We start from the raw sequence: 13,242 nt of genomic DNA, 5'->3' as shown, positions 1-13,242 counted from the left end.
CGGAAATCACCCAGGACAAGGGTGACAATCGGTGCAGAACGGGTACGCGCCGCACCTCAACCATGACGGTGGGCAGGGAGCACGGCACCATGAGCGAGCAGCACGGCACGGTGGTCATCGGCGCGGGGCCGGCAGGGCTCACGGCCGCGTACGAGCTGCTCCGGCACGGCCTGCCGGTCCAGGTGTTCGAAGCCGACGAGGTGGTCGGCGGGATCAGCCGAACCGTGGAACGCGACGGGTGGCGGTTCGACATCGGCGGGCACCGGTTCTTCACGAAGGTGCCCCGGGTGGAGGCGTTCTGGCACGAGATCCTGCCGGACGAGGACTTCCTGACCCGACCCCGGATGAGCCGGATCTTCTACCGGGGCGCGTTGTTCCACTACCCGCTCAGCGCCATGAACGCGCTGCGCAACCTGGGGCTGCCGGAGGCCGCCCGCTGCCTCGGTTCGTACGCGCGGGCCCGACTGCGCCCGCCCCGGGACCAGTCGCACTTCGAGGGCTGGGTGTCGGCCCGCTTCGGCTGGCGGCTGTACTCGATCTTCTTCAAGACGTACACCGAGAAGGTCTGGGGAATGCCGGCGGACCGCTTGCAGGCCGACTGGGCCGCGCAGCGGATCAAGAACCTGTCGCTGGCGACGGCGATCCGCAACGCGTTGCTGCCCAGCCGTCGGCGCACCGACGTGACCAGCCTGATCGAGCAGTTCCAGTACCCGAAGTACGGGCCGGGCATGATGTGGGAACGCTGCGCCGAGCAGGTCCGCACGCGTGGCGGTCACCTGTCGACAGGCAGCTGGGTCACCGCCGTGCACCGCGATCCGGAACGACGGCGGGCCGTCAGCGTGACCGTCGACGGCATGGGCGGGCAGCGCACCCGGCCGGCCGAGCACGTGATCTCGTCCATGCCGATCTCGGAACTGGTGGCCGCGATGCGCCCGCCGGCGCCCCCGGAGGTGCTGGCCTGCGCCGCCGACCTGCGCTACCGCGACTTCCTGACCGTCGCGCTGGTGGTGCCGGCCGAGTTCTCGTTCCCGGACAACTGGATCTACGTGCACGACCCGGGGGTACGGGTGGGCCGGATCCAGAACTTCGGCTCCTGGTCGCCGTACCTCGTCAAGGACGGCCGCACCTGTCTGGGCCTGGAGTACTTCGTGTTCGAGGGCGACGAGATGTGGCGTACCCCCGATGCCGACCTCGTGGCGTTGGCGACCGCGGAGCTGGAGCGGTTGGGGTTGGTCCGGCCCGGTGTGGTGGAGGCCGGCTACGTCGTGCGCATGCCCAAGGCCTACCCGGTGTACGACGAGCGCTACCAGCACAACGTGGACGTGATCCGGGAGTGGCTGACCGAGGCGGTGCCGAACGTGCACCCGGTGGGCCGCAACGGCATGCACCGCTACAACAACCAGGACCACTCGATGCTCACCGCGATGCTCACCGCCGAGAACATCGCCACCGGCAGTACGCACGACGTCTGGTCGGTCAACGTGGAGCAGGACTACCACGAGGAATCCGCCGGCGGCGACGGCCGGCGGGGCACCGGCCGGGACGCCCCGGTGCTGCCCAGTCGCATCGTGGCCGCTCCGATCACGGCACCCGTCGGGGTCCGCGCCGCCGACGACGGTGACCGCTCCGCACCGGCGCCGCTGGTCTGACGAGGGGTACGCCTCCGGCCGGTCCTACCCGGGTCGTCGGCACGCCGCCCTGCGATGGTGGTGGCCGGACGTGAACCTGCCGGGCCCTCACGCCGACTGAACAGGCGAAGGAGGGCCGATGAGCGATGAGTTGCTGGTGGTCCGCTGTCAGCTCGGCGAGCGGAAGGCGTTCACCGAGCTGGTGCAGGGCTGGCATCCGGCGGTCGAGCGGTACGTCGGGCGGATGCTCGGCGGATCCGACGACGACGTGGTGCAGGAGATCTGGTTGGCGGTGTTCCGGGGGTTGCCGAAGCTGCGGCAGCCGGACCGGTTCACCCCGTGGTTGTTCGCCATCGCCCGTCGGGCGGTGATGAACCGGCTGCGGGCCGCGTACGCGCGCCCCGATCCCGAGCCGATCGACGACCTGCCGGGCGACGACGAGGCGGAGGAGATCGTCAACCGGGAGACGCTGGCCGGAGCGCTCGCGGCGCTACCCGTCCGGGAACGGGAGGTGCTCGTCCTCTTCTACCTGGAGGATCTGCCGCTGGACGCCTGCGCGCAGATCTGCGCCGTGCCCGTCGGCACCGTCAAGTCGCGGCTCAACCGGGCCCGCAGGTTGTTACGCAACGAACTGGCACGGAAGGGGTACGAGGCATGACGCCGGAAGAGGTGCTGGCACGACTCGACGCGCCGCTGTCGCTGCGCAGGAGGGTCGGTTACCTGGCCGTGGCCCTCGCCGGTCTGACCGGGAGCGCCCTCGTCGGCCTGCTCTGGGCGACCGAGCCCGGGTTGCCGCCGCGCACGGCCGCGGCCTTCGCGGTCCTGGTGGTGATCGGTCTGTGCTGGGCGGTGTTCGGTGGCTGGGCGGTGACCCGACGGACCTCGTTGTTCGCCCGGGATCGGGTCGTCGCCGGATGGCTCGGCCTCGGCGCGTGGCTGGTGTTCACGGTCGGCGCGGCGGTCATCACCGTGCCGCGACACACGCTCGAACCGTCGCTGCTGGCCGTCGTGCTCGCGCTGGGCGTGGTGGCGGTGGTGAACCTGTGGGCGGCGCGCCGGGCGAGAGCAGCACTGCTGCGCCGCCGGGACACGCTGGCCGGGGCGGCGACGCGCGACGAGTGACCCGTCAGCGCGGTGGGAGCAGGCCGCGCTCCGTCAGGTGGGTACGCAGCGTCTCGGCGTCCTCGGGGGACATCAGCCAGCGGGGGATCACGGTCGCCGGCATCCGGTCGACGTACACGATCCAGAAGTCCCTGGTGTCCTTCACGCGGGTGACCCCGTCCCAGGCGATGCCGCCGGACTCCGAGCCGCTGCGCATCATGATGTTGTCGTCGGTGATGTCGTAGGCGCCGTCCACGGCGTAACCGCCGGACCGGCGGCGGGCGCGCCACCGCACCCACGGCAGGAACAGCATCGACAGCACGCCGGCCAGGACCAGTGTCGTCCACAGCCCGGTGGTTCGCTCACCGGACGCGGATCCCCGCGAGACGGCGAAACCGATCACTCCGAGCGCCGCCAGCACCGCACCGATGTAGAAGAACCGGCGCAGGCGGACCCCGCCGAGCGCGGCGGCCACCCGGCCGGGGTAGGCGGGGTCGGCGGGTACGTCGAAACGGATGTGCACGCCAGAACGATAGTGCCCCCGTCCGCGCCCGACGTTCTCAGACACCCGCCGGCCGCGTCCTGACCACCGGGTGAGGCAGTCTGGGATGGTGAACGTCCACGAGCCCGCCGACGACGTCCGGGTGCCCCGGGCCCAGGTCGGGTCCAGTCCGCAGCACCTGCTGGCGACAGTGCTCGGCGAGTACCTCGACTCCTCGGACGCCGACCTGCCGTCGGCGGCGGCCATCGCGATCCTGCGGGAGTTCGGGATCAGCGAACCGAGTGCCCGTTCCGCCCTGTCCCGACTGGTCAAGCGTGGTCTCATCGCGACCCGGGGGAACAGACGGCCACCGGTGTACCACCTCACACCCTGGGCGATCGCCCGGCACCGCACCCGGATGCGGCACTTCCTGACCTTCGGTGCCCACCCGCCGCAGTGGACCGGTGCATGGGTGCAGGCGTCCTTCTCGATCCCGAGCTCCGGCCAGGCCGCCCGGCACGCGGTCCGCAGATCGTTGGGCGCGCTCGGGTTCGTGGGCCTGTACGACAGCGTGTGGATCCGGCCGGGGTCCGACGCCGCACCGGTGCGGGAGGCGCTCGACGACCTGTTGCAGCACGTCGCGGGTGCCCGGTGGTCGATCATGCACGTCCGGTTCGACGAGGAGTCCGGGCCGCACGGTCCGGCCTCCGCGTACGACCTGACCAGCCTCGCCTCGGCGTACTCGGATTTCATCGAGCGGTACGCGGACCTGCGGGTGGCCGCCCGCGACGGGACGCTGGATCCCACCGGGGCGTTGGTGGCGCGGACCTCGGCCATGGATTCCTGGCGCAGGTTCGCGGACATCGACCCGGACCTGCCCGAGCATCTCCTGCCGCAGCCCTGGCCTCGCCGGCGGGCCAGGGAGACCTTCCTGGACATCCACTGCGCGCTCGGTTCGCTGGCCCAGGCACGTCTCGTCGAGGTGGCCACCCCGCACTGGCCGGACGCTGCCTCGTGGGTCACGCACTTCCAGGCTTCGGGGGACGAGCCGACCACACACCCCCCACATTGACACTTTTCGTTGCGGCAGTGATAGTAACTGCACAGCTCCCGTCGTACCGCCGGGTGGTGGACCCCGCCCACCTCCACCCGGCCCGCGGCCACCGCCACCACCGTGCTCGGACGCGCACGGGACGTCCGCCGCGGCCGGGAGCACCGTCGTGACATCCGCTGGAGGGCGAATGAGAAGAACGTCGAAGATCTACGCGGGCCTGGCGGCCATCCTCGTCCCGGTCACCTCGATGATCATGGCGGTCGGCGTGACGCCGGCCAACGCCGCGGTCGGCGGATCCGGCCCCTACCCCGCCGACTACGAGACGTCGGCCAGCCTGGCGAACCACACCATCTTCCGGCCCCAGAACCTCCCGACCGAGCGCCTCCCCATCGTCGTGTGGGGCAACGGCGGCTGCTCGGGCAACGGGCTCTCCCAGGGCAACTTCCTCCGCGAGATCGCCTCCCACGGTTTCCTCGCCATCGCCAACGGGGCCCCGAACGGCTCCGGCTCCACCACGTCGCAGATGCTCACCCAGTCCATCGACTGGGCGTTCGCGGAGAACTCCCGACAGGGCAGCAAGTACTACAACAAGATCGACACCACGAAGGTCGCCGTCGCGGGCTTCTCCTGCGGAGGCCTGGAGGCGTACGCCGTCTCCAACGACCCGCGCGTCACGACGACCGGCATCTTCAGCAGCGGTCTGCTGAACGACGCCGACGACTACCAGCTCCGGAGGCTGACCAAGCCGATCGCCTACTTCGTCGGTGGCCCCAGCGACATCGCCTACCCGAACGCCATGGACGACTGGGGCAAACTGCCGGCCGGGCTGCCCGCCTTCATGGGCAACCTGAACGTCGGACACGGTGGCACCTACCACGAGACCAACGGCGGCGAGTTCGGCCGGGTCGCGACGCTGTACTTCAAGTGGCGCCTCAAGGGTGACAACACCGCCGGCACCACCTTCGTCGGCGCCAACTGCGGGCTGTGCCGCACCCAGTGGACCGTCCAACAGAAGAACCTGACGCTCGACACCACCCCGCCGCCCACGACGCCTCCGCCCACCACCCCGCCGCCGACGACGCCTCCGCCGACGACCCCGCCGCCCAGCGGTGGCGCCTGCACCGCGGTCTACGCCGTCCAGGACCAGTGGAACGGCGGATTCGTCGCCAACGTCAGCGTCACCGCCGGCGCCGCCGCCCTGACCGGCTGGCGGGTCACCCTGACCCTGCCGAGCGGGGCGGCGGTCACCTCGCTGTGGAACGGCGTCGCCAGCGGCACCAGCGGCACCGTCACCGTCGCCAACCAGAGCTACAACGGACGCCTGGCCGCCGGTCAGGGCACCAGTTTCGGATTCCAGGGCACCGGAAACGGCAGCGGCACCACCGCCACCTGCACCGGAAGCTGACACCGCTCGGCGGGCCGGCGTCGATGCGCCGGCCCGCCGAGCAGGGGCCGTCCCTGCCGTGGAAGCCAGGGACGGACCCTGCTCTCCGACTCTCAGCGCGACAAACGCGTGCAGTGGGCGACCGTGGCGTCGTCGTCTTGCATCCGAACGTCGGGTCCACCGCTGCGGGCTTCGGTCTGTCGGACGCGACGGATGACACCGGTCGGGCCTTCGGCGGCGAGCAGTTCCAGTACGCCGGGCCAGTCGGTTACGGCGTACGGGCTGACGATCCGACTGGCGCCGTTGCTGAGCAGCGCGAAACCGTTCAGGTCGGCGAGGGATGCGCTGCCGGTCACCGCTTCCTGGGCCGCGCGCGGGTCGTCCTTGGCGATCCAGTACCCGCCCACCTGGTTTCGGCGGGCACGCAGTGCTTCGGCGCAGGAGTCGCGGACGCGGTCGTACTCCGGGTTTCCCGGTGCGAGACCGTCCAGGGGCACTGAGCATTCCCGCCTGGCGAGCCCTTCACGCTCGTCGGTGATCACCTGAGGGCTGCCGTCGGCCGCGTCGAGGACGAGGAAGCAGTCCGCGAGCAGGAGATAGTCCAGACTGCCACGGGCGGCGCGGACCATCGCGACGGTGGCCTGCGGGCTACGCGGATCCGCGATATCGCAGGTGTCGCAGTGCTCGGCGGCTGTTTCGTCGATGGCGCTGGCAAGGGCCGCGGCAAGATCTCGCCCGTCGTCGTACGACAGGTGCGCGAGCAGCGCGGCACCGAGGCGGCGCGTGTACCAAACGACACCATGGGAGCAGAGCGACTCGGCTCCCGGGATGCCGGCACCGTCCAGCAGGACGACGGCACCGGGTACCGCGCCGACGAAGTCCTCGTTCGATCGACCGGGCCTACCAGCGCTCGTCGACAGACTGACGTACACCGTGTGCGCTCCTCTCCCTGGACTGGACACCCCTCATCATTGAGCGGTGACGACCCCTGCCGCACCGCCCACCGATCTCGGTGTCTTCTCGTTGGCCGTACCCCCACTGTTCGCCGCGCTGGCTCCGGCGCGGAACGTCCTCATCGCCGGGGCGGGCGGTGGCTTCGACGTGTACGCGGGCCTGCCGTTGGCACTCGCCCTGTGGCGCGGCGGCGCGCAGGTGCACCTGGCCAGTCTGTCCTTCTCGGAACTCGAACTGATCGACCAGGACGCGTGGAGAGCGGAGCACGTCGCTGCCGTGCAGCCGGGCACCACCAGCCCGGACTGGTACTTCCCCGAACGGACGCTCGCCCGGTGGCTGGCCGCCCAGGATCTGCCGTCGACCGTGTACGCCTTCCCACCGCTCGGTGTCCAACCGCTCCGGGCCGCGTACCGGCACCTGGTCGAGAAGCTCGACATCGACGCGGTCGTGCTCGTCGACGGTGGCACCGACATCCTGCTGCACGGCGACGAGAGCAATCTCGGCACGCCGGTGGAGGACATCACCAGCCTGGCGGCGGTGACCGCGCTGGATGTCCCGATCAAGCTGGTGACCAGCCTCGGCTTCGGCATCGACGCCTACGACGGCGTCAACCACGTCGAGGTGCTGGAGAACCTCGCCGCGCTCGACCGCGACGGCGGCTACCTCGGCGCCCTGTCCATCCCCGGTTCCAGCCGGGAGGCAGCGCTCTACCGCGATGCGGTCGCCGACGCCCAGGCCGCCACCCCGGACCGCCCGAGCATCGTGCAGGGACAGATCGCCGCCGCCACCAGCGGCGCGTTCGGAGACGTCCGGTTCACCCGGCGTACCGGCGGCGGGGACCTGTTCGTCAACCCGCTGATGGCGATGTACTTCACGGTCGACCTCGACAAACTCGCCGCCCGATGCCTGTACCTCGACCGCATCGAGAACACCGTCGGCAGACGGCAGGTCATCACGCGCATCCAAGCCTTCCGCGAGGAGTTCCTGAACACCCGCATCCCCCGCGCGTTCCCGCACTGAACGCCGGAGCACGTCGGCCATGAGTGAGGGCCGTCGGGCCCTCACTCATCACGTCGCCAGGTCCGCCGAGCGGCGGACGTGGGAGATCGTTGCTCCGACCAGCAGCACCGCGCCGACGAAGAAGTAGGTGTTGCCTCCAGCAGGGGTAACAGCACCCCCCGATCAGGGCTTGCGGGCGACCGCACCGTAGATGGAGGCGTCGGCCAGCGGCGGCCGTTGCTCCGGCGGCACCTGCGGCCGCCACTCGGTGACCGGGACGATGCCCGGCTCGGCCACCTCCAGGCCGGTGAAGAAGCGGGCGAACTCGGCCCGGTCGCGGGACACGGCGTCCTGCTTCATCCGGCCGGAGGCGAACTCGGCTTCCATCCGCCTGACGATCTCGACGGGAATGTGGTCGGTGGTGAAGTGGGTCAGGGCGAGCCAACTCCCCGACGGCAGCGCGTCGAGCAGCCGGGCGACCCGCTCGTGCGGGCGGTCGTCGTCGGTGAGAAAGTGCGTCACCGCGATCAGCACCAGGGCCACCGGCTGGGACAGGTCCAGCGTGGCGTGCAGTTGCGGGTCGGCGAGGATCTTCTCCGGGTCGCGCAGGTCGGCGTCGAGGTAGGCGGTGGCACCGGACGGATCGCTGGTCAGTAGCGCACGGGCGTGGACCAGCACCATCGGGTCGTTGTCGACGTAGACCACCCGGGACTCGGGGGCGACGGACTGGGCCGCCTCGTGGGTGTTGTCGGCGCTCGGGATGCCCGTGCCGATGTCGAGGAACTGCCGGACGCCGGCCTCCCGGGCGAGGAACCGCACCGCCCGGCCCGTCTACCCCGGGGTACGCAGCCGCCGAGCCAGTAGTTGTAGCGGCGGGCCGGGTGCACCACGCTGGTGTCGATCCGGTCCGACGGTGCTGGTGTCGTCACGTGACCTCCCCAGGTCGACCGCCACCGATCGTAGGGGAAGAACTGCGCTGCGGTGACCCCTCGCCAGGAAACCGCTTGCCTCCGTGCTATTGACGCTCGTCACTGGCTGTCAGTACCGTGGTGCGGGCAGCGAGAAAGCGCTTTCCGGCCCCTCACCGTCCAACAGGGAGCGCCCCTATGCCCCGAACCCTCCGTTCGCTCTGCCTCATCCTGCTCGCCGTCGTCGCCGTGGTGAGCACCACCACCGCCCTGCCCGCCGAGGCCGCCCCCCGCTTCCGGGTGCTGGTCTTCTCCAAGATCACGAACTTCTACCACGACTCGATTCCGGCCGGCATCGCCGCCATCCAGCAGCTCGGCGCCGCGCACAACTTCGAGGTCGTCGCCACCACCGACGCCGCCGCGTTCACCGACGCCAACCTCGCCACCTTCGACGCCTTGGTCTTCAACAACACCAACTCGCTCCCGACCTCGGGTGACCTGCTCAACGCCGGCCAGCGGGCCGCGTTGCAGACCTTCATCCGCAACGGCGGCGGCTGGGCCGGCCTGCACGCCGCCTCGGCCAGCGAACGCGACTGGCCGTGGTACGAGGGCCTGGTCGGCACGATCTTCGACTACCACCCGGACTTCTCGTCCACCGGCGGCACCTTCCCCGGCCGGGTCAAGGTGCTCGACCGGGCGCACCCCTCCACCCGCAACCTGCCGGAGCTCTGGGAGCAGAGCGAGGAGTGGTACAACTGGCGGACCAACCCGACCGGCAAGGTGCACACCCTCGCGCAGATCAAGGTGCGCGACGGGATCAACGGGCTGGACGAGGGCGTCGACCACGCGTACTCCTGGTGCCAGCGCTACGACGGCGGCCGGTCCTGGTTCACCGCCGGCGGGCACGCCAGCTCGCAGTTCAGCAGCGCGACCTTCCTGGAGCACCTGCGCTACGGCATCGAGTGGGCCGCCGGCGCGGTCGCCGGCGACTGCTCGGCCACCAGGACCAGCAACTTCGAACGGGTGGGTCTGGTCACCGAGAACCTGGCCGACCCGTTCGAGTTGGCCGTCGCCCCGGACCGGAAGGTCTACTACATCCAGCGCACCGGCGCGCTGAAGGTGGTCAACCAGGACACTCTCCAGGTCACCACGCTGCTGGACTTCGCGTACACCTCGGCGATGACCGACCAGTCCGACGGGCTGCTCGGGATGACCCTGGACCGCAACTTCGCCAGCAACGGCTGGATCTACCTGCTCTGGTCGGACAAGACCCTCAAACAGCTCAACCTGTCCCGCTTCACGGTCGCCAACAACAGCGTCGCGCTCTCCTCGGAGAAACGCCTGCTGACCATCCCCACCTACCGGGGTGAGGGCCGAGCCAACTCGCACATGGGCGGCTCGCTGGCGATGGACGGGGCCGGGCGGCTCTACGCGGCGATCGGCGACAACACCGACCCGTTCGCCTCCAGCGGCTACACCCCGATCGACGAGCGCTCCGGCCGCGCCGCCTGGGACGCCCAGGGCACCGCCGGCAACACCAACGACCTGCGCGGCAAGATCCTGCGGATCACCCCGCAGTCCGACGGGACGTACACGGTGCCCAGCGGCAACCTCTTCGCCCCCGGCACCGCGAGGACCCGACCGGAGATCTACGCGATGGGCATGCGCAACCCGTTCCGGATCACCGTCGAGCCGCAGACCAACGCGGTGCTCGTAGCCGACTACGGCCCGGACGCCCGCGCCGCCGACGCCAACCGCGGCCCGGAGGGGACCGTCGAGTTCAACCGGATCACCGCGGCCGGCAACTACGGTTGGCCGTACTGCGTGGGCAACAACATCCCGTTCAACGACTACAACTTCGCCACCAACACCTCCGGCGCCAAGTTCAACTGCGCCGCGCCGGTCAACAACTCCCCCAACAACACCGGCCTGACCAACCTGCCCGCGTCGAGGTCGGCGCTGGTCTGGTACGCGTACTCCGCGTCCACCCAGTTCCCGGAGCTGGGCACCGGTGGTGGCGGGCCGATGAGCGGCCCGGTCTACGACTACGACCCGGCCAACACCCGCACCACGAAGTTCCCGGAGTACTTCGAGGGCAAGTGGATCACCTATGAGCTGACGCGCAGGTGGTTCAAGACGCTCTCGATCCACAAGACGGCGCAGACGTTCGGCAACGCGCGTTTCGGGCCGACCGCCGTCGGCGACCTCCAGTCGATCAACGGCATCTTCGACACCATGAGCTGGATCCAGCCCTTCGAGGCGGAGTTCGGCCCGGACGGGTCGCTCTACGTCATCGACTTCGGCGAGGGCACCGGTAGCGGTCGCGGCGGCAGCAACGCCGGGGCGGGCATCTACCGGATCGACTACGTGGCGAACGGCCGACCACCGACCGCGAAGATCGCCGCCACGCCGGACAGCGGACGCGCGCCGCTCACCGTCAGCTTCTCCTCGGCGGGCACGACGGCGGGTGACGGCACGGCGCTCAGCTACGCCTGGGACTTCACCAACGACGGCACCACCGACTCGACCGCCGCGAACCCGAGCTTCACCTACGGCACCGCCGGCACGTACACGGCGCGGTTGACCGTCCGCAACAGCGGCAACGGGTTGACCGCGACCGCGGTCACCGACGTGGTGGTCGGCAACACCCGACCCACGGTGACCCTCAGCGTGCCCGACGGCGGCTTCTTCGACTTCGGCGACAAGATCCCGTTCACGGTTACGGTCACCGACCCCGAGGACACCACTGTCGACTGCAGCAGGGTGACGGTGCAGACGCAGCTCGGGCACGACTCGCACGCCCACCCGTTGGACGTCTACACCGGCTGCTCGGGGCTGCTCTCCACGGAGGCGGACGCCGGTGACGGGCACGGGCCGGGGCAGAACCTCTACACCCTGATCACCGCCCAGTACACCGACGGGGGCGCGGCCGGCGCACCGGCGCTGACCGGCTCGACCCGCGTGCAGTTGCAACCCAAGAGCAAGGAGGCCGAGCACTTCAGCGCCCAGTCCGGCGTCACCGTCAACGACCGGGCCACCGCCCGCGCCGGCAAGCGGCTCGGCGACGTCGACCACAACGACTGGGTCGCGTACGGGCCGGTGGACCTGCGCAACGTCGGCTCGGTGACCCTCGGGCTGACCAACGGCGGCTTGGGCGGCACCATCGAGCTACGCACCGGATCGCCGACCGGCACGCTCATCGGCACGGCCGCCGTCGCCTCGACCGGCGGGTGGGACAACCTGGTCTCCCCCACCGTCACGCTGACCAACAAGCCGACCGGCACCACCACCCTGTACGCGAGGTTCGTCAACGCCGCCCAGACCGGCGGCACCCCCGACCTGCTCGCGCTGGACTGGCTGCGGTTCAACGGCGCCGGGGTCAAACAGGAACCGGGCGGCACCCTGTCTCTGGCCGCGAACCCGGCCGGCGGCACCGGGACGCTGAACACCACGCTCACCGCCACCGCGACAGCGCCGTCCGGGCAGAGCATCACCGACTACGCGTGGGACTTCGGTGACAACAGCGCCATCACCCACGGGGCGACACTGCGGTCGATCGCCCACACGTACCCCCGCAAGGGCACCTTCACCGCCCGGGTGACGACCACCTACACCAGCGGGGAAACCCGCTCGATCAACCTGACCGTCACGGTCAGCTGACCGTCCACCGGTGGTGGGCGGGGTCGATCTCCGCCCACCACCGGTCGGCAGCTCGCCGGCAACACCGAGTTGCCCGCACTCGCCGAGCAGCGCGGGCGCACCGACCGGGCGGTCGCACGACGGTGTTGCTCACCGAACGGTGCGCGCCCAGACGATCTACTCCACCGGCCGTGCCCCGGGCGCAGACATCGGTGGTCCCGCTGACCGGCCGGCCGGCCGGCGGCGTGCGCGGCGCGGGCTCGGCGCCTCTCGGCGCGGCGCGGCGCCTCTCGGCGCGGCGCGGCGCGGCGCGGCGCGGCGCGGTAGATGGTCCCCGACCGCACCGGTGACGCCAATCAGCGAGCCGACAGCGTAGATCTTGGACAGTTTCCGTTACGCCAGAACGGAAACTGTCCAAGATCTACGCTGTGGCGTGGGTGAAGCTGTTCGGGCGAGCCTCGCCGACCGTGCCGGGAGAGAGGTCGGGACACCTGACATGCCTGACTGAGGGAGCCCGCATGAGCAATCGATACGTCGTCATCACCGGTGGGCCGGGATCCGGCAAGACCACGGTGCTCGACAGCCTGCGCGCTGCCGGCCATGTCTGCGTCGAGGAGGCGGGGCGACAGATCACCCAGGACCAGCTTCAGATCGGCGGTCAGGCGGTGCACGGCGGGGATTCCCGGCTGTACGCCGAGATCACGCTGAGCTGGGAGATCCGGTCCTACCGTCAGGCCGGCCAGCACACCGGCCCGGTCTTCTTCGATCGCGGCATTCCGGACCTGGTCGGCTACCACCTGCTGCTCGGCTGGCCCGTTCCGGACCACCTGGCGGCGGCGGCACGGCTGTTCCGCTACCACCGGCGCGTCTTCATCGCACCGCCCTGGCCGGAGATATACGCCAACGACAGCGAGCGCCACCAGGACTTCGCCGAGGCGGTACGCACCCACGACGCCATGGCCGCCGCCTACACCCAGCTCGGCTACGAGCTGACTGCCCTGCCGCTGAGCGACGTCACCTCGCGCCGCACCTTCGTCGAACGACTGACACTCTGATCGTCAGACCGGGCTGTGGGGCGGTGCGCGACGGCACCG

At 70.5% G+C, this 13,242-nt stretch carries 11 protein-coding genes; 8 read left to right on the top strand and 3 right to left on the bottom strand.

The annotated features are described in order from the left end of the window. The first annotated feature begins 89 nt into the window (after positions 1 to 89). The 3 genes from GA0070612_RS20060 to GA0070612_RS20050 all read left to right on the top strand — a co-directional run bounded on the left by GA0070612_RS20060 (position 90) and on the right by GA0070612_RS20050 (position 2,750). Positions 90 to 1,649, top strand: coding sequence for an NAD(P)/FAD-dependent oxidoreductase (locus GA0070612_RS20060; protein ID WP_088989309.1), 1,560 nt, complete (start codon positions 90 to 92; stop codon positions 1,647 to 1,649). Between the two features lie 118 nt (positions 1,650 to 1,767). Continuing rightward, positions 1,768 to 2,286 (top strand): RNA polymerase sigma factor, encoded by a 519-nt coding sequence (locus GA0070612_RS20055; protein WP_088989308.1) that lies wholly within the window; start codon positions 1,768 to 1,770, stop codon positions 2,284 to 2,286. After that, complete coding sequence (locus GA0070612_RS20050) at positions 2,283 to 2,750, top strand: hypothetical protein (RefSeq protein WP_088989307.1); 468 nt, start codon at positions 2,283 to 2,285, stop codon at positions 2,748 to 2,750. The genes GA0070612_RS20055 and GA0070612_RS20050 overlap by 4 nt, the downstream gene beginning before the upstream one ends. A gap of 4 nt (positions 2,751 to 2,754) precedes the next feature. Here GA0070612_RS20050 and GA0070612_RS20045 read toward each other — a convergent pair whose 3' ends face one another. Then, a complete protein-coding gene (locus GA0070612_RS20045) occupies positions 2,755 to 3,252 on the bottom strand; it encodes a YcxB family protein (RefSeq protein ID WP_088989306.1) in 498 nt (165 codons plus the stop codon). 85 nt (positions 3,253 to 3,337) lie between these two features. Between GA0070612_RS20045 and GA0070612_RS20040 the strand changes: the two genes are divergently transcribed. Next, the gene (locus tag GA0070612_RS20040) at positions 3,338 to 4,282 is read left to right on the top strand and encodes a PaaX family transcriptional regulator (protein WP_088989305.1); all 945 of its coding nucleotides are present in this window, start codon (positions 3,338 to 3,340) and stop codon (positions 4,280 to 4,282) included. Between the two features lie 169 nt (positions 4,283 to 4,451). Further along, positions 4,452 to 5,669 (top strand): cellulose binding domain-containing protein, encoded by a 1,218-nt coding sequence (locus GA0070612_RS20035; protein WP_088989304.1) that lies wholly within the window; start codon positions 4,452 to 4,454, stop codon positions 5,667 to 5,669. A gap of 92 nt (positions 5,670 to 5,761) precedes the next feature. On the opposite strand, the gene GA0070612_RS20030 is transcribed toward GA0070612_RS20035, so the two are convergent. Next, the gene (locus tag GA0070612_RS20030) at positions 5,762 to 6,580 is read right to left on the bottom strand and encodes a protein phosphatase 2C domain-containing protein (RefSeq protein ID WP_197699197.1); all 819 of its coding nucleotides are present in this window, start codon (positions 6,578 to 6,580) and stop codon (positions 5,762 to 5,764) included. 46 nt (positions 6,581 to 6,626) lie between these two features. Here GA0070612_RS20030 and GA0070612_RS20025 point away from each other — a divergent pair, with 46 nt between their 5' ends. Further along, entirely contained in the window at positions 6,627 to 7,622 is a 996-nt protein-coding gene (locus GA0070612_RS20025; protein WP_088989303.1) for a DUF1152 domain-containing protein, read from the top strand. Positions 7,623 to 7,784: 162 nt separating this feature from the next. Here the strand turns inward: GA0070612_RS20025 and GA0070612_RS20020 are convergent, their stop codons facing one another. Further along, a complete protein-coding gene (locus GA0070612_RS20020; protein WP_331716376.1) occupies positions 7,785 to 8,420 on the bottom strand; it encodes an SAM-dependent methyltransferase in 636 nt (211 codons plus the stop codon). A 287-nt stretch (positions 8,421 to 8,707) separates the two neighbouring features. Here GA0070612_RS20020 and GA0070612_RS20015 point away from each other — a divergent pair, with 287 nt between their 5' ends. Beyond that, positions 8,708 to 12,169 carry a ThuA domain-containing protein gene (locus GA0070612_RS20015; protein WP_088989302.1) on the top strand — a complete coding sequence of 1,154 codons (3,462 nt, stop codon included), beginning with the start codon at positions 8,708 to 8,710 and terminating at the stop codon, positions 12,167 to 12,169. Between the two features lie 497 nt (positions 12,170 to 12,666). After that, positions 12,667 to 13,203, top strand: coding sequence for an AAA family ATPase (locus GA0070612_RS20010; protein WP_088989301.1), 537 nt, complete (start codon positions 12,667 to 12,669; stop codon positions 13,201 to 13,203). Positions 13,204 to 13,242: the final 39 nt, after the last annotated feature.

Source organism: Micromonospora chokoriensis, from assembly GCF_900091505.1.
In the GTDB taxonomy this organism is placed as follows: domain Bacteria; phylum Actinomycetota; class Actinomycetes; order Mycobacteriales; family Micromonosporaceae; genus Micromonospora; species Micromonospora chokoriensis.
The sequence above is the reverse complement of the archived record's forward strand: the minus strand, read 5'-3'. Positions and strand labels throughout refer to the sequence as shown.

Excerpts from the sequence above, each read along its gene's own strand:
- GA0070612_RS20060 (WP_088989309.1), top strand. The coding sequence starts at position 90 with ATGAGCGAGCAGCACGGCACGGTGGTCATCGGCGCGGGGCCGGCAGGG.
- GA0070612_RS20055 (WP_088989308.1), top strand. The coding sequence starts at position 1,768 with ATGAGCGATGAGTTGCTGGTGGTCCGCTGTCAGCTCGGCGAGCGGAAG.
- GA0070612_RS20050 (WP_088989307.1), top strand. The coding sequence starts at position 2,283 with ATGACGCCGGAAGAGGTGCTGGCACGACTCGACGCGCCGCTGTCGCTG.
- GA0070612_RS20040 (WP_088989305.1), top strand. The coding sequence starts at position 3,338 with ATGGTGAACGTCCACGAGCCCGCCGACGACGTCCGGGTGCCCCGGGCC.
- GA0070612_RS20035 (WP_088989304.1), top strand. The coding sequence starts at position 4,452 with ATGAGAAGAACGTCGAAGATCTACGCGGGCCTGGCGGCCATCCTCGTC.
- GA0070612_RS20015 (WP_088989302.1), top strand. The coding sequence starts at position 8,708 with ATGCCCCGAACCCTCCGTTCGCTCTGCCTCATCCTGCTCGCCGTCGTC.
- GA0070612_RS20010 (WP_088989301.1), top strand. The coding sequence starts at position 12,667 with ATGAGCAATCGATACGTCGTCATCACCGGTGGGCCGGGATCCGGCAAG.